The organism is Pseudoalteromonas sp. GB43 (genome assembly GCF_054923805.1).
This window is the reverse complement of the sequence record NZ_JBPCHJ010000001.1, coordinates 2,025,722-2,043,007: the sequence shown is the minus strand read 5'-3', so window position 1 is coordinate 2,043,007 and position 17,286 is coordinate 2,025,722. Positions and strand designations below refer to the sequence as shown.

At 43.7% G+C, this 17,286-nt stretch carries 11 protein-coding genes and 3 pseudogenes; 2 read left to right on the top strand and 12 right to left on the bottom strand.

The annotated features are described in order from the left end of the window. Nucleotides 1-10: 10 nt before the first annotated feature. Nucleotides 11-1,020 (top strand): annotated as a pseudogene (gene hemB, locus ACRWSG_RS09785) (porphobilinogen synthase). Nucleotides 1,021-1,151: 131 nt separating this feature from the next. After that, nucleotides 1,152-3,928: pseudogene (locus ACRWSG_RS09780) on the top strand (ExeM/NucH family extracellular endonuclease). Nucleotides 3,929-3,971: 43 nt separating this feature from the next. Here the strand turns inward: ACRWSG_RS09780 and ACRWSG_RS09775 are convergent. The 12 genes and pseudogenes from ACRWSG_RS09775 to ACRWSG_RS09720 form a co-directional block, all read right to left on the bottom strand. Continuing rightward, nucleotides 3,972-4,388, bottom strand: coding sequence for a hypothetical protein (locus ACRWSG_RS09775; RefSeq protein ID WP_138599083.1), 417 nt, complete (start codon nt 4,386-4,388; stop codon nt 3,972-3,974). 387 nt (nt 4,389-4,775) lie between these two features. Next, the gene (gene fusA / locus ACRWSG_RS09770) at nt 4,776-6,863 is read right to left on the bottom strand and encodes an elongation factor G (RefSeq protein ID WP_462166175.1); all 2,088 of its coding nucleotides are present in this window, start codon (nt 6,861-6,863) and stop codon (nt 4,776-4,778) included. Nucleotides 6,864-7,072: 209 nt separating this feature from the next. Further along, the gene (locus tag ACRWSG_RS09765; RefSeq protein WP_462166174.1) at nt 7,073-7,804 is read right to left on the bottom strand and encodes a response regulator; all 732 of its coding nucleotides are present in this window, start codon (nt 7,802-7,804) and stop codon (nt 7,073-7,075) included. A 37-nt stretch (nt 7,805-7,841) separates the two neighbouring features. Next, a complete protein-coding gene (locus tag ACRWSG_RS09760) occupies nt 7,842-9,464 on the bottom strand; it encodes an ATP-binding protein (RefSeq protein ID WP_166341216.1) in 1,623 nt (540 codons plus the stop codon). A 14-nt stretch (nt 9,465-9,478) separates the two neighbouring features. Beyond that, nucleotides 9,479-11,015: pseudogene (locus tag ACRWSG_RS09755) on the bottom strand (tripartite tricarboxylate transporter permease). Nucleotides 11,016-11,018: 3 nt separating this feature from the next. Continuing rightward, on the bottom strand, nt 11,019-11,483 hold the full coding sequence (locus tag ACRWSG_RS09750) for a tripartite tricarboxylate transporter TctB family protein (RefSeq protein WP_054552330.1): 465 nt from the start codon (nt 11,481-11,483) through the stop codon (nt 11,019-11,021). Between the two features lie 9 nt (nt 11,484-11,492). Next, on the bottom strand, nt 11,493-12,458 hold the full coding sequence (locus ACRWSG_RS09745) for a Bug family tripartite tricarboxylate transporter substrate binding protein (protein WP_370316435.1): 966 nt from the start codon (nt 12,456-12,458) through the stop codon (nt 11,493-11,495). A gap of 12 nt (nt 12,459-12,470) precedes the next feature. Then, nucleotides 12,471-13,712: an OprO/OprP family phosphate-selective porin gene (locus ACRWSG_RS09740; protein WP_054552329.1), complete on the bottom strand. Its 1,242-nt coding sequence runs from the start codon at nt 13,710-13,712 to the stop codon at nt 12,471-12,473. A gap of 226 nt (nt 13,713-13,938) precedes the next feature. Continuing rightward, the gene (locus ACRWSG_RS09735; RefSeq protein WP_462166172.1) at nt 13,939-14,598 is read right to left on the bottom strand and encodes a 3-oxoacid CoA-transferase subunit B; all 660 of its coding nucleotides are present in this window, start codon (nt 14,596-14,598) and stop codon (nt 13,939-13,941) included. Between the two features lie 11 nt (nt 14,599-14,609). Then, on the bottom strand, nt 14,610-15,317 hold the full coding sequence (locus tag ACRWSG_RS09730; protein ID WP_054552327.1) for a CoA transferase subunit A: 708 nt from the start codon (nt 15,315-15,317) through the stop codon (nt 14,610-14,612). Between the two features lie 9 nt (nt 15,318-15,326). Further along, nucleotides 15,327-16,088 carry a 3-hydroxybutyrate dehydrogenase gene (locus ACRWSG_RS09725; protein ID WP_054552326.1) on the bottom strand — a complete coding sequence of 254 codons (762 nt, stop codon included), beginning with the start codon at nt 16,086-16,088 and terminating at the stop codon, nt 15,327-15,329. A gap of 4 nt (nt 16,089-16,092) precedes the next feature. Then, complete coding sequence (locus ACRWSG_RS09720; protein WP_462166171.1) at nt 16,093-17,280, bottom strand: E22 family MetX-like putative esterase; 1,188 nt, start codon at nt 17,278-17,280, stop codon at nt 16,093-16,095. Nucleotides 17,281-17,286: the final 6 nt, after the last annotated feature.

Here is a 17,286-nt window from a genome sequence, read left to right as displayed (position 1 = left end):
TATACAAAGCATGGCCCAATCAGGACTCGACCTTTTCCCTTATACACGTATGCGCCGCATGCGTCGTGATGACTTCTCTCGTCGCCTAATGGCTGAAAACCAACTAACTGTAAATGACCTTATTTTTCCTGTATTTGTGCTAAAAGGTAAGAACCGCCGCGAAGCCATTGAGTCTATGCCAGGTATAGATCGTCTTTCTATTGATTTGTTGCTTGAGGAAGCAAAAGAGCTTGTAGAGCTAGGTGTACCTGCCGTCGCTATTTTCCCGGTAACACCGAGCGATAAAAAATCCCTTCTTGCTGAAGAAGCCTATAACCCAGATGCATTAGCACAACGCACTGTACGCGCACTTAAAGAAGCTTTTCCTACATTAGGTGTGATCACAGATGTTGCACTTGACCCATTCACTATTCATGGTCAAGACGGCATCATCGATGAAGACGGTTATGTGATTAACGATGTAACAACTGAAATCTTAGTTAAACAAGCGCTATCGCATGCCGAAGCTGGAGCTGATGTAGTTGCGCCATCAGACATGATGGATGGACGTATTGGTGCAATTCGTGAAGCTCTCGAAGCCGAAGGCCATATCCACACTCGTATCATGGCTTACTCAGCTAAATACGCTTCAAGCTACTATGTCCATTCCGTGATGCGGTAGGTTCTGCAGGCAACTTAAAAGGTGCCGATAAAAAGACCTATCAAATGGACCCTGCCAACTCTGATGAAGCGATTCGTGAAGTAGCCCTTGATCTGCAAGAAGGTGCAGACATGGTAATGGTGAAACCAGGTATGCCATATTTAGATGTAGTACGCCGCGTAAAAGATGAGTTTGGTGTGCCCACATTTGCTTATCAAGTAAGTGGTGAATATGCTATGCATAAAGCAGCCATTGATAACGGTTGGCTTGCAGAAGATGCAATAATCATGGAGTCATTATTAGCATTTAAGCGCGCTGGCGCCGATGGCATCCTGACTTATTTTGCAAAACAAGCTGCAAAATGGTTAAAAAACAACTAACTTAAAAAAATGTTCTTAAAATAGGTCATTATTTCTATTTTATTAACATTTTGTATTTAATTTGTCATAGATTTTTCTTAAAGTACTGTGTCCCATATTGGGACTTTAATAATACATACACGGGAAAAATAATGATAAATACAAAATTAACGCCGCTCGCGCTTGTTATTGCAAGCCTGAGCGCGCCTGCTTCTGCCAACCTAATCATCTCTGAATATGTTGAAGGAAGCTCTAACAATAAAGCGGTAGAGCTATACAACACATCGAGTGCTGAACTATCGCTTGACGGTTACACCATCTCTTTATACTCAAATGGTAACGGCAATCTAGCAGACCCTAATAACAGCTTAGCTTTAACCGGTACTCTTGCAGCAAATGCAACCTACGTTATTGTAAATGCGGGCTCTGCTGATGAGTTAAAAGCCAATGCAGATACTGAATCAACAATCACTTACTTCAACGGTGATGACGCATTAGTGCTAACTAAAGATGGTGCAATTGTTGATAGCTTTGGTCAACTGGGCGTTGATCCAGGTTCAGCATGGGATGAAGGCGGCGTTTCAACACAAAATAAAACACTGCGTCGTAAAGCAACTGTTACTACAGGCCGAACTGATGCAACCTCTGCGTTCAACCCAAGCGATGAGTGGGAGCAATTCGACCAAGACGATTTCAGCAATATTGGTCAATATGGTGAGAGCACAGAACCAACGCCTGAGCCAGAACCTGTCACTCCCCTTGAGTGTGGTGCAGCAAAAACCTTAATCAGCGCAATTCAAGGTGAAGGCGGCGACAGCCCGCTTATTAACACTGAAGTAGAAGTTGAAGGTGTTGTTACAGCTGACTTCCAAGGTGATGATCAACTAAAAGGTTTCTTCATTAGCTCACTTGCTGCTGATGTTGATACAAACCCACTAACTTCTGAAGGTGTATTTGTTTATTTCGCAGATACCGACGTTGCAGTTGGTGACCATGTGCGTGTAAAAGGTAGCGTTGCTGAATACTACAGTGCAACACAACTAGGCGATGTTAGCCAAGTTGAGATCTGTGCGACAGGTTTATCTACTGATGCAACCGCTATCACTTTACCAGTTACTGACGTGGCAGACCTTGAAGCTTACGAAGGTATGTTAGTAACCATCGCGCAACCTTTAGTCGTTAATAACAACTACGGCCTTGGTCGCTATGGTGAAGTTGACTTAGGTACTGAGCGTTTATACCAAGGAACTCAAGTAGCGCTTCCAGGCGATGCAGCAAATGCTGTTGAAGCTGAAAACCTGAAAAAACAAATCTTAATCGACGATGGTTCAACAAAGCAAAACCTTGATCCTATTGCTTACCCAGGTACGGACCTGATGCCTATAACACATTACGTTTAGGCGATACTGTTAATACGATTACCGGTGTGATGGGTTATAGCTTCGACCGTTATCGTATTCACCCTACAGTACAACCTGAGTTCACTGCAACTAACCCTCGTACAGATGCACCAGAGCTTAACGAAGATGCAGATCTACGTGTAGCAAGCTTTAACGTATTAAACTACTTTAATGGCGACGGCCAAGGTGCAGGCTTCCCAACTAGCCGTGGTGCAGATAGCGAAGAAGAGTTTACTCGCCAAGAAGCTAAATTAGTTAGCGCAATCACGGCTATAAATGCTGATGTGATTGGCTTAATGGAAATCGAAAATGACGGTTTCGGTGAAAATAGCGCCATTGCTAGCCTAGTATCTGCACTTAATGATGAAGATGCAGAAAATACCTACGCATTCGTTGATTTCGGCGTTGACCAAATTGGTACTGATGCAATCACGACAGCACTGATTTATCGCTCAAATAAAGTATCTGAAGTTGGTAAGGCTGCTCATACCACAGTAGAACCTTTCGATTACAGCAATCGCCCGCCAATTGCACAAAGCTTCCAATCTCTTGAAAGCGAAGAAATCTTCACTGTTGCCGTTGCCCACCTAAAATCTAAAGGCGGCTGTGGTAGCGCTGAAGGTAATAATGCTGACTTAGGCGATGGTCAAGCATGTTGGAATGAAATCCGTGTTGCGGGTGCAAATGCATATGCTGATTGGTTAGCCACTTACCCAACAGAAGTTGAAGATGAAGATATCATCTTAGTGGGCGATATGAACGCATACGCGATGGAAGATCCTATCCGTGCATTTGCAGATAAAGGTCTGAAGAGTGCAGTTGCTGAACTAGACGGCGACACATTAGGTTATTCTTATAGCTTCTCTGGTCGCATTGGTAGCCTTGACCACGCACTAGTCTCTGAATCTATGCTTGCTAAAGTTGTTGCTGCTACGGATTGGCATATCAATGCCGATGAGCCAATCAGCCTAGACTACAACCTTGAGTATAAATCATCGACACAACAAGCTAGCCTTTACGCTGACAATGCATACCGTGCATCTGATCACGACCCAGTGATTGTTGATATCCAATCTGCAGAGCCTGTTCCAGAACAACAAGCGCCAGTAATCGAAGTTCAGCAATCATTCGAAATCGTTGAAAACAGTGAGGTAGGCGCTGTGATTGGTCAACTTGTTTTCTCTGATGGTGACGCTGATTATACACCTGTCGTTAGCTTTAGCATTGAAGGTGAGCATGCTGACGCGATTGCAATCAGTGCTACAGGTGAAATCACAGTAGCCAAAGAGCTCGATTTTGAAGAAGAAGACAAGCTTACATTAATGATCCGTGCAGAAGATAGCGCAGGCAACTTATCAGAAGCACAATTACTCTACATCAACATTACCAATGATGTGGCAGATGATGTAACCGAAGAAGTTGAAGAAGATGAAACTGAAGAAGAGTCAAAAGATGATGATTCTGGTTCATTTGCTTGGTTAAGTCTACTTGCTTTACCATTTGCACTTCGTCGTCGCATGAAAAAATAAGCGACACCGCATTAAGTAAAAAGGCCGCTTATCGCGGCCTTTTTTATACTTCACACTCTAAAACTGATTCAACTCTAGAGTTGGCTTTTGCCTTATAGAGTCTTTCAATCTCAATTTTTTGCTCATCGCTAACTTGCCAATTAAAGAATTGGCAGCTTTTTCCATTTACTAAATCCACTTTAAAAATAGTTAGAAATGCGAGCTGAGAGAACTCAACTGCAGCAATATCTTCAGTGTTAATATAACGCTTTTTAATTCCACGCGAATAACAAATTCCCGCTTTATAACAGTGCAAAAAGCGCAGTTGTAAGAAATTTAAAATAGTTATAAAGAGCAAAATAGGTAAAAGAAACAAAAGTAGCGATGTTCCAAGAAAAGTAACGCTTAATAAAACAAGAATAGCAAACGCTATCTTGGTTCCCTGTAGAGTCCAATTAGGACTTAACTTTATCGTTTTCATGAGGCTGAATCTTAAAATTTTAATGATAATAAGCTGACGTTTAATACAAAATGATTAAAGAATCATTCGATTGCTATTTTACAGAGTCTAAAAAAGGGACACAAGGTACAAAAAAATACTTTTGTACTAGAAAAAAGAAACCAGACCGCAACTCATTATAAAACCGCTACTTTTTACTTATCACAGATTTAAATTAAAATATTATAATTTATACCACTCATACCAATCCGCTTAATTAAGTTGTCTATTTTGAGGCAATAAAACCTCAAAATGATTAAGTATTTTTGCGGGTTGGTATCACACCAATTCGTTTAATAAGCGGTCTATTTTAGGCAATAAAAAACCCGCAACAAGTGCGGGTTTTTTTAAAAGAAGTTAAAAGGCTAATTACTTAGCAGCTTTTTTCTCTTTTTCTGCAGCGATTACTGTTTCAGCAACGTTTGCAGGACATGGTGCGTAGTGTGAGAACTCCATAGAGAACTGACCACGACCAGAAGTGATAGTACGTAAGTGGCCGATGTAACCGAACATTTCTGAAAGTGGTACTTCACCCTTGATGCGAACGCCCATTGCGCCTGCTTCTTGGTCTTTGATCATACCACGACGACGGTTAAGGTCACCGATTACGTCACCTACGTTGTCTTCCGGAGTGAATACGTCAACTTTCATGATTGGCTCAAGAAGTTGTGCACCCGCTTTAGGGATAGACTGACGGAAAGCGCCTTTAGCAGCGATTTCGAACGCGATTGCTGATGAGTCAACTGCGTGGAAAGCACCGTCGAAAAGTTCAACTTCAACGTCTAATACTGGGAAGCCAGCTAGAACACCTTCTTGCATCATTGATGCGAAGCCTTTCTCAACTGCAGGCCAGAATTCTTTAGGTACGTTACCACCAACAACTGATGAAGAGAACGTGAAGCCTGAGTTTTGCTCGCCTGGCTTGATGCGGTAATCGATCTTACCGAATTGACCAGAACCACCAGATTGTTTCTTATGCGTGTAGCTATCTTCGATTTCTTTCGTGATAGTTTCACGGTAAGCAACCTGAGGTTGACCAACAACTAGGTCTACGCCGTAAGTACGCTTAAGGATATCTACTTTGATATCTAAGTGAAGCTCACCCATACCTTTAAGGATGGTTTCGCCTGAATCTTCGTCAGTTTCAACTTGGAATGAAGGATCTTCTGCAACCATCTTACCGATAGCAACACCCATCTTCTCGTTACCGCCTTTGTCTTTAGGAGCAACAGCGATTGAGATTACTGGATCAGGGAAGATCATCGCTTCAAGTGTACATTCGTGCTTAGGATCACAAAGAGTGTGACCAGTTTGAACGTTCTTCATACCAATAACAGCGATGATGTCACCCGCTTGTGCTTCAGTAAGCTCAGTACGCTCGTCAGCTTGCATCTCAACCATACGACCGATACGCTCTGTTTTACCAGTTGCTGAGTTAAGGATTGTGTCACCTTTCTTCATGCGACCAGAATAGATACGGATGAACGTAAGTGCACCGAAACGGTCGTCCATGATTTTGAATGCTAACGCTTTAAGTGGCTCATCTGCAGAAACAGTTGCTACTTCACCAGTAGGCTCACCTGTTTCAGGATCAGTTAGAGGTTGTGGGTCAACTTCTGTAGGCGAAGGTAGGTAATCTACAACCGCATCTAGTACTAGTTGCATACCTTTGTTTTTGAATGCAGAACCACAGTATGTTGGGAAGAACGCAAGGTCACGAGTACCTTTACGGATACAACGTTTGATGTCTTCTAAAGAAGGCTCTTCACCTTCCATATAAGCCATCATTAAGTCTTCGTCTTGCTCAACAGCAGACTCAACAAGCATTTCATGGTATTCATCAACTTTGTCTACCATGTCAGCTGGAACGTCTTGTACTTCGTAGTTTTCAGGAAGACCTGTCTCATCCCAAACATATGCTTTTTTCTCAAGTACGTCTACTACACCAGTGAATTGGTCTTCGATACCGATTGGTAAAGTCATCACTAATGGAGTTGCGCCTAGTACTTTTTTAACTTGATCAACTACACGGTAGAAGTCAGCACCCATACGGTCTAGTTTGTTTACGAAGATTACACGTGCAACTTCTGATTCGTTCGCATAACGCCAGTTAGTTTCTGACTGCGGCTCAACACCACCAGAACCACAGAATACACCGATACCACCGTCTAGTACTTTAAGTGAACGGTATACTTCTACTGTGAAGTCAACGTGTCCCGGAGTATCGATAACGTTTAAGCGGTGGCCTTTCCATTCACAAGTTACAGCTGCTGATTGGATTGTAATACCGCGCTCAGCTTCTTGTTCCATGAAGTCAGTAGTAGACTCACCGTCATGCGTTTCACCACTTTTGTGAATTTTACCCGTAAGCTTAAGGATACGCTCGGTGGTAGTAGTTTTACCCGCGTCAACGTGGGCGAAAATACCTATATTTCTGTACTTCGATAAATCTGCCATTATTTTACTCTTAATAAAGTCGAAAAATTATTCGGCGGGAGTATAGCATTACTTAAAGCGAACATCACCATCGAAGTCGCTTAAAATGCAATCAATTTTATAAAATTTTTCTATGCTCAGGATAAGCGGCACTTTTTAACGTGCCGAACAGTGAGTTTATGCTACTAAAATCGCTAATTTAGCGCTGATTTGGCATTTAAATGATGTGATTAGCTACTTGTCATTTTATAACAACGCTCGGGTCGCCCGATACTTCCGTAGCTCTGATCAGCACTGACTTGCTCAGCTTCAAGCAAGTATTCAAGGTAACGACGGGCTGTTGAGCGGCTTACGCCGACTAAATCACCCATTTGCTGAGCAGTAAAAGCCGTGCCAATATTCGCTTTAAAAGCTTTTAAGATCTTTTGCAAAGTGAGCTGATCCACCCCTTTTGGCAACCTGACCGGGGCTTTTAACTGTTCTTGCAATCCAAATAAAGTATCGACCATAGATTGGGTTACTTCATCGGCATCTGATAAACATTGTTGCCTTGCTTCGAATCGCGCCAGCGCTTGATCTAAACGATTTAGCATTAATGGTTTAACTAAGAAATCACAGGCGCCAAGTTGCATGGCTTTTTCCAGTGTTTCTACTTCTTTTGCTGCGGTTAATAGCATTACTTCGCTTTTCATTTCTTCGCGGCGTAATTCATTAAGTAAATCAAGACCGTTACCATCGGGTAAATGAATATCGAGCAAAATTAAATCGGCATTAATCGCCGATAATAACGCTTTCGCGGTGGCAAGATTGCCTGCAATACCAACAACCTGATATTGCCCCTGACGTAGAGTTTGCCGCGCCCCTTGTTGGCGTCCAGCAACGCCATGAGGAAGTAATAAGTATTGCGCCAATAATTGGGCTACTTCAACTTCGTCTTCAACAATGACAACTGAGTAAGTCATGTTCTTTACCTTTTATTTATAGGATGATCATTTTTTATTATTTTGGAATGTAGACACTTAAGCGTGCCCCCATCAGATCAGACTCACCTATTTCTAAACTACCACGACACGAATCTAAGTTGGTTTTGACCAAATAAAGGCCGATACCATGCTCAGCCCCTGACTTAGAACTGTATTGTGGTGTAAATATCACATCCTTGTCATCGCCTAAACCAAAACCGCTGTCTTCAACATCAAACAATAATGTTTTACTGGTTTCATCAACCGTAACACGAACTTTAGGGGTACGTGTATCGCTAGCTCGAATAGCAGCTTCAATTGCGTTATCAATCAAATTGCCAAGTATCGAGACAACCCGTTCAAGCATATCTTTACGGGTGATCGATCCTAATAAGCTATCTGGATTAAGCTCAAGTATCACGTTTAATTCACGGGCTTTATGGTATTTACCAACCAATAAACCTGCTAGTACCGGATCTTGGATCCTTTCGAGTAAATGATGGATCTGCGCTTGCGAGCCTTTACTTTCTTGACCAATTAACTCAATCGCCTGATCCGTTTGCCCCATCTGAATTAACGCACCAATTAAGTTTAGCTTGTTCGAGTAATCATGAGTTTGCACTCGTAATAACTCAGCAAAGGCTTGCACTTTAGTTAATTGCTGCGATAAATATTCAAGCTCATCCGCAGGGCGCATACTCAACAAAATACCATCAGCCTGACCTTGCACTTGCAATGCATATCGCGACAACACAATGCGTTTATCGGCGGCAAACAATTCAAAACCTACAATCGGACGCTGTTGGTTATGCATCAAAAACTCGCTATGTTCAGGAAGCAAATCTGCAAGCTTAAGTGGTTGATGAATACAGCTAGTCGGTTTACCGAGGATTTCGCAGGCACGTTGATTTAAGTTACGTACATTACCTTCAGGATCGAGGGCGATAATGCCGCTACGAACGGTATTCAAAATAGCATCTTGCTCAGAGAACAGCCTTGCTATTTCATCAGGCTGTAAACCAAAAATAGCATTACGAACCCGTTGACCAATATACACCGCGGCCAAAATACTTAAACCGACTAACAACAAACCCCAAAGCATAATTTCAGCACTACGAGCACGAATAAGCGGTTCAATTGATTGCACTAAAAAGCCAACCGATACCAAGCCGATGACTTCGCCTTGCTCTGAGAGCACAGGGACTTTGCCACGAATAGACTCGCCCAAACTCCCTTTTGCAATCGACACATACCGCTCACCACGTAGCGCCGCTTTACTATCACCACCCACCATCGGCTTACCGAGCTTATCAGAGTCGGGGTGAACAATGCGGCGAGTATTTTTATCGCCAATCACAATAAAGCTGGCAGCGGTGAGTTCACGAATATGCTCTATTTGCGTATTTAACTCATCAAGCCCTTGCTTGGTTTGCAATGCGCTTTGCACATCATCCCGTGAGGCAATACTGGTTGCGAGCGCAAGCGCTTTATCACCCATGTGGTTATGTAAGCTTTCTGCAGTGATCTGATACACCAATGCGCCAAACAACACAGCCTGTAAAACACATAGACCAGTAACCCAAATAATGAGTCGCGTTTCTAAGCGCTTAGGTTTTTTAACCATATGCTGAAATGGGTTTAGCTTATTGGTGTATCTCATATCAGTGCCTTGTTCTACGCATGTTGCTCTGCTTGCGTAGCTGCTTTTTCTTTACGACGTTGGACAATATAGTCTTTCAGTGGGAACAACAACACTAAGATCGAAATCACAAAAATACTCAGTGTTAATGGGCGGTCCCATAAAAAGCTCAGCGAACCATCTGAAATCATCATGGCACGGCGGAAGTTTCGCTCAATCATATCACCGAGGATAAAGCCAAGTAATAAAGGCGCCATCGGGAAAGCTAACAATCGAAGCACCAAGCCACCAGCGCAAAGCCCACCATCATAAATAAATCAAAGGTGTTAAATGACACTAAATACACACCAATTAAGCTGAAGAATAAAATCATCACTGTCAGCACAGATTTAGGCATTGCCAACACTTTAGCGAAATATGGGATCAGCGGTAGATTCAAAATCAGCAGTACAATATTGCCAAAGTACATACTGACAATGACAGCCCAAAACACGCTTGGGTTTTCTTGCATTAACATAGGACCCGGCTGAATACCGTAGGCAATTAATGCACCTAGCATAATAGCTGTTGTACCAGAGCCTGGAATACCTAAAGTCAGTAGTGGTACAAATGAGCCCGTACAGGCTGCATTATTAGCCGACTCAGGAGCCGCTAAGCCACGCATCGAACCCTTACCAAATTTATCTTTCAGCGCTTTTGGAGCAAGGTTACGCTCAGTAGCGTAGGCCATAAAGCTGGCAATGGTTGCCCCTGCGCCCGGTAAAACACCGACGATAAAGCCAAGTAAAGATGAGCGGCCAACCACAGGAGCCATATCTTTTACTTCTTCTTTAGTCAGTTTTGTTGAACCAATTTTTGGCGTATCAGGATCGTCAATTTTTTTATCTGGCTCAGCTTCTGGGCGCGCCACATTAATCAGTGCCTCAGCCAACGCAAACGTTGCCATTGCTACTAATAAAAAGCTAATACCATCTAATAAATCAGCTTGGCCAAAGGTAAAGCGCTCGGTACCTGAAGAGGGATCAATACCTACCGTTGCCAGCATTAAACCAAATACCGTCATCATCATGGCTTTTAAAAATTGCCCTTTATTAGAGAACGCAGCAATCGCCGTTAAGCCTAAAAACATCAGTACAACATAATCAGGCGATTGGAAACTTAATGACACTTTCGCTAATAATGGCGCAGCCACCATCAATAAAATGGCGCCAATGGTCCCGCCTATAAAGGATGAATAAGCTGCAATTGCAAGGGCTTTACCAGCCTTACCTTGTTTTGCTAGTGGGTAACCATCAAACGATGACGCTACCGTGCCTGCCACACCCGGCGCATTAATCAAAATAGAAGAAGTAGAGCCACCGAATATAGCCCCGTAGTAAACACCGGCCATTAAAATCATGCCCGAATCAGCACCGATGCTGTAAGTGATCGGGATCATCAACGCAATCGCGGTAATTGATTAAGGCCAGGTAGCATACCTATGAACGTGCCAACAAAGCAGCCAACAATCACATATAACAAGTTGTTCCAGTCGAGTACGGTCGACAAACCTAACATAATTCCATCAAGCATAACTTAACTCCACAGGTTGCCAGGTACTAAGTAAATGCCCAGTACTTGTGTCATTAAAAACCAAAAAACCACGGCCACAGGCACAGAAGCAAACAACAACACTGCCTTACGGCGTTCGCCCATGATAAAAAAGCCCGTAATTAAAAAGGCACTGGTGGCAATTAAAAAGCCGAACGGTTCAAGCATGGCGCTATAAGCAACCATTAAAACCAACAGTGCAAAGGTACGTAGTAAGTTGCCCTTACTGAGTAGATCTGCTTTTTCTGCAGGCGCTTGCTTTAATAAGTTGGCACCAATCGATAGTACACACACCACGATACCGAATACTGCATACACTTTTGGTAAGGTAGCAGAAGTAACGCTTTCGTACTCTTCAAATGGCATAAGTGGAATTTGCCAAGCCACAAGGGCGTAGAGAGTAAAGAGGACCAAGAATAAACTTGGTCCAATTAGTTCACGGTTTAACATCGTCTAACCTTAGCCTCGGATAAAACCAAGTTCTTTCATTACAACGCGTAATTGCGCTTCTTGCTGTTCAAGCGATTTAATAAACGCTTCTTTTTCTTGAAATAGATTTAGCCAACCATTACGAGCACGAACCGCTTCCCACTCAGGAGTTTGTTGTAGCTTACGTAGCTTTTCTGTGTACTCGGCTAGTTTGTCTGCTGGTAAATCTGGGGTTGCAAAAAAGCCGCGCCAGTTTACGAACTCCATGTCGTAACCTAGCGACTTTAAGGTTGGAATTGCTGGGTAATCTGGCAATTTATCTGCAGAAGTCACCGCTAAAATACGTGCCTGACCGCCATTCGCGACTTCGAGTGCTTCACTTAAGCCTGTTGAAAGTAAGTTGACCTCACCCGACAGTAAACCTGCTTTCGCTTTACCACCGGCATCGTAAGGAATGTAACGTAAACGACGACCATCAAGACCCGCCGCTTTCACCGCTTGTGCAGCCACTAAGTGATCCATGCTGCCGCGCGCAGAGCCACCTGCTACTTTTACAGAGCCTGGGTCTTTTTTCATGGCATCAATAACGTCTTGCCATGTTTTAAATGGTGAGTCATTACGCACCACAAACGCACCATAATCAGCAATCATGCTGGCAACTGGTGTTAAATCGCGATAGCTGTAAGGAATTTTGCCTGATAATGCGCGCAGTACGATAGGCGTTGAGTTAACCATCAACATATCGCCTTTTTTAGTGCCCGACTCAATCAAGTAAGCAATTGCACGGCCACCGCCGCCGCCCGACATATTCTGAAACGATGCATTATCTTCAATGCCCGCTTTTACCATTGCTTCACCAACACCACGTGCTGTGGTATCCCAACCGCCGCCAGGGCCACCCGGTACCAAAAAGTGTAAGTTTGCTAATGCCAGTGGGCTGGCTACTAATAATGAAGCTGCTAAAACAGATCTTTTTAATGATTTAAACATAGTCATAATGCACGACTCCTAAAATAAGTACTGCATACGAGCACTGATGCCCATACCTGAATCTTCATCACCTACCAGCGTAGAAGCACCGGCACCATCAACATCGCTGTAAATCAGGTTGCCCATAAATTTGATATCGCTGCTTAGATAATAAGATGTGCCTAATGTGTAAGTGGTTACGTCGGTACCTTGCTGTTTGCTGCTAGCGTTCATTTGTGACACACGGGCAACAAGTTCCCATGCATCTTTAATTCCTTTTGGTTGTACAAATAATGCTGAGCCTGCTTTGTAACGGCGCTGCTCACCACCTAAGAAGTAACTTGCCGAAACATGGAAGCCATCAAAACGTTCACCATCAAGTTCGTTGCTACTATCGACCGTATCAAGGTAACGGCTGGCATATTCAGCCTCTAGAGTGAATGCATTCGCTTGGTAGGCAAATTCAAGACCGCTTTGCGACATGCTATTTAGCGCTGCGGTTTCACCACCGACTGCGTAATCCACTAAGCGAACATTGGTTTCACGCACTTCACCACGGGCAAAACGAGCGCTTAAATCATTGTCGCCCATGTCACGATAAGAGTGCCAAGCACCTAAATGAATCACATCACCCGGCGCTGCACTAGACCACGTTAAGCGACCTGTTACAGCCAATGTCAGTTTGTCATCTTCGTCATGGCCTGAGGCACCAAACGCATCGTTTTTGTAAACACCCACGGCGTAACGCAAGCCTGAATCTTTAAAGTATTGATAAGCCGAGATACCCCAGCGGAAGAAAGGCGAGAAGGTGTTAGCAAGGGTGCTACGCTCAATGGTATTAATGTGTTTAGAACTGGTTAGCGCATTGAGCGACATGTCTTCACGGATTTTACCGGCTTTTACTTTTAAGCCGTTGTCGAATGCATAACGTACCCGCGCTAACACGATTTCAGCCGTGCCTTCAGAAAATTCGAGTAGTAATTTGTGATCCCAGTTACCATGTTCACTTTCAACATAAGTACGGATACGACGTGGGAAGAAGTCGCTGCCTCCAGCGCCATCATTGTCGGCATTGTAAGCACCGTCGAAATAGTTGTAATCAAGTTGCACGCGACCACCAAATTCTAGGTTGAAGCCGCTAGATGTTTTTAATGAATCCACTTCTTTTTGAAGTGCATCGAGTTGTTGCTGTAGTTGTTCAGTGTCGCTTTGTGCGAATGCTGATGTACTTGCTAACGCCGCTGCAACGGCTAAAGCGAGCTGTGTGTTACTTGCTTTCATGAATTACTCCACACCAGATTATAATTATTTGTTGTCGTTGATCGGCCTACTGCAATCGGCGATCTGGTTTGGAGCATAGTGTTAACGATAGATTAACGAAATGTTTAGGGGGTAAGTTGCATTGATGGTGATAAATGGCTTTTTGCTCATAAAATTCATGAACAAAAAGCACATTATTGGGTTTAGTATAAAATCTAGGCAAATTAGCTGCTTAAAAGTCGCAAAACTAGCTAAAAGTCATCTCAGGAATGTCACCAGAGACAATCAGTTTGCCCTGTGTCTTAGCAATAATCTCATCAACCGAGACACCCGGCGCACGCTCTAATAAATGAAATGCACCGTCTTTAATTTCTAACAGTGCCAAATCGGTGATCACTTTATTGATACAACCAACACCTGTTAACGGCAAACTACATTCGGTCAGCAGTTTTGATTCACCATGCTTGTTGGCATGGGTCATGGTACAAATAATGTTTTTAGCACCAGCCACTAAGTCCATCGCACCGCCCATTCCTTTAACCAGCTTTTTCGGGATCATCCAACTGGCAATGTTGCCGTTTTGATCTACTTCAAACGCACCCAGCACGGTTAAATCAACGTGGCCGCCGCGGATCATGGCAAAGCTTTCTGCGGAGCTAAATATAGCCGCCCCCGTTGCAGCGGTGACCGTTTCTTTACCTGCGTTGATCATATCGGCATCAACTTGGTCTGCACTTGGGTATGACCCCATACCGAGTAAACCATTTTCAGATTGCAGCATCACTTCGATGCCATCAGGGACGTAATTAGCAACCAAGGTTGGAATACCTATACCTAAGTTAACGTAGTAACCATCCTGTAGTTCCATCGCCACGCGTTTAGCGATTTGTTCTCGTGATAATGCCATCAGCGTGCTCCTTATTGATTCTCTTGCTTAGTGGTAACTTTCTCGATGCGTTTTTCAAATTCACCTTTAATCACTCGGTCAATATAGATACCCGGCGTGTGAATTTGGCTTGGCTCTAGCTCCCCTGGCTCAACAATTTCTTCAACTTCAAGAACCGTAATTTTGCCTGCGGTTGCTGCCATCGGGTTAAAGTTCATCGCCGTATGACGATAAATGCAGTTACCGTAGCGATCTGCTTTCCACGCTTTAACTATCGCAAAGTCGCCTGTAATACTTGGCTCTAATAAATAGTCACGGCCATTAATATTGCGAGTTTCTTTACCGTCAGCCACCGGTGTACCGACACCCGTTGCGGTATAAAATGCAGGAATACCCGCACCACCAGCACGCATTTTTTCAGCTAAAGTGCCTTGCGGTGTGAGCTCAACTTCAAGTTCACCATTTAATAGTTGCTGCTCAAATAGCGCGTTTTCACCAACGTAAGAGGCAACCATCTTGCTGATTTGCTTGTCTTCAAGTAGCACTCCTAAACCAAAACCATCAACGCCACAGTTATTCGATACCACGGTTAAACCACGGGTGCCTTGACGTTTAATTTGCGCAATTAGCCCTTCAGGAATACCGCATAAACCAAAACCACCGGCTATCACTGTCATGCCATCTTCAAGGCCAGCCATCGCTTCGCTGTAACTTGTAACTACTTTATCAAAACCTGCCATTGGCTCCTCCTACTGTGCAGTCCAACCGCCATCAATGGCGATTGCTTGGGCGGTAATATTGCGTGCTGCATCGGCCATTAAAAAGCTAACGGTATGCAGGATCTCATCTAAGCCGATAAATGCTTTTTTCGGCATCGGTGCTAGCATAATTGTGTCGATCACTTGTTGCTCTGAAATGCCATGCTCTTTGGCTTGCGAGGCAATTTGTTGCTCCACAAGCGGTGTTTTTACATACGCTGGGCACACAGTATTAATCGTGATGTTGGCATCGCCCGTTTCAAGTGCCATGGTTTTAGCAAAGCCGATTAAGCCATGTTTTGCGGCGATATAAGCCGACTTATATTTAGACGCCACCATGGCATGAATTGAGCCAATATTAATGATGCGACCAAAATCTTGCTCACGCATGCGAGGGAGTACCGCCTTGGTCATCATCGCCGGGCCAACGAGCATAACTTGCTGTAAGAACTGCCATTTATCAGCCGGGAAATCTTCAAGCTTTGCCACGTGCTGAATACCCGCATTATTAATAAGTACATCAATTGGCTGATTAAGCTCAGTGAAAAACTGCTCTATTGCATCACTGTCTGCCACATTAAGTGCATACCCTTCGGCGCTACCACCTTGCTCAACAATGCCTGCTGCCGCTTGTTGTGCTGCTTGCTGATTTAAATCAGTCACAATAATAGTGTGACCTTGCATCGCCAGTTGCTGGGCAACATATAGACCAATACCACTGGCTGCACCGGTAATTAAAACTGTTTTGCTCATCGGGCTACTCCTCTAAAAACTCACTGATAAGCTGCGCTTTCGGGGCGATTGAGAAAATGCCATCAAGGTGTCCCCAGCCCCCTTCTATTTCTGAAATCTCAACGTCTTTACCTGCCGCTTTCATGGTGTCAAACACAGTACGCATGTTTTCAGGGCGAAGCAGTAAGTCGTTCGTTGCGGGTAGTAATAATGTTTTGGCAGAGACATTTTTAAGTGCCGTTGTTAAATCACTTTGCATGCCAGCGGTAAATAGTTGTGATGCCCGGACCAAATAAAGTACATGGTTGGCATCTTGTGTTTTCGCTCGTGCCATTGCGCGCTGAGCGAGTACTTGGTTTAACTTAGGCAAGGTACGAATATCTTTTAATGCACCTTCATCCAATACATTAAAGTCAGGGAAGCTCGCGTTATAAATAATTGGATGCATCGCATCTTGCGTAATATTAAGCATGGTTGCCGCTAAGCCATCTAACGGGCGCTCTTTACCGTAGTAATTACCTTGCTGCCAGTTTTTATCTAAACGAATTGGTAACGCCCATTTTTCAAGTGCCGCGACTGTCCATGCATCCATAGTTGCAGCGCCAATCACATGAATTAAACGCTCTACTTTATCTGGGTAACGTGTTGCCCACTCAAGTGCTTGAAACGAGCCCATTGATGCGCCCATCACAGCATGTAATTTAGTGATACCTAGGCTGTCGAGTAAGCGCTTTTGCACATTCACAAAGTCAGTAATCGTAACCACAGGAAAATCTAAGCCATAAGGTTTGCCTGTTTTTGGATTAGTTGATGCAGGGCCTGTGGTGATTACATTTTCATCATGCCAGTTGGCATTCACTAAGGTATCTGAGCTAATCACATAATATTTATTCGTATCGATAGCTTTACCTGGATCGATAATCGCATCCCAATAACCCGGTAGGGCGTCATCCGCTTTATATTTACCTGCAGCATGAGAAGTACCAGAGAAATAGTGAGTGATTAAAATCACGTTATCTTTATTGGCGTTTAGCTTTCCATAGCTTTCCCAGCCAATATCAACTTGATCTAAAGTCACACCAGACACAGTGGTAAAATCTTTTGTCGTAAAATGCTGTTTTTCCACCAGCATGGTGTCGGCTTTGTTTGCAGCGCCAAACGCGGTGCTGCTAAATACAACCAGCCATAGCAAAATTATTAATTTGGTTTTCATTGCTGT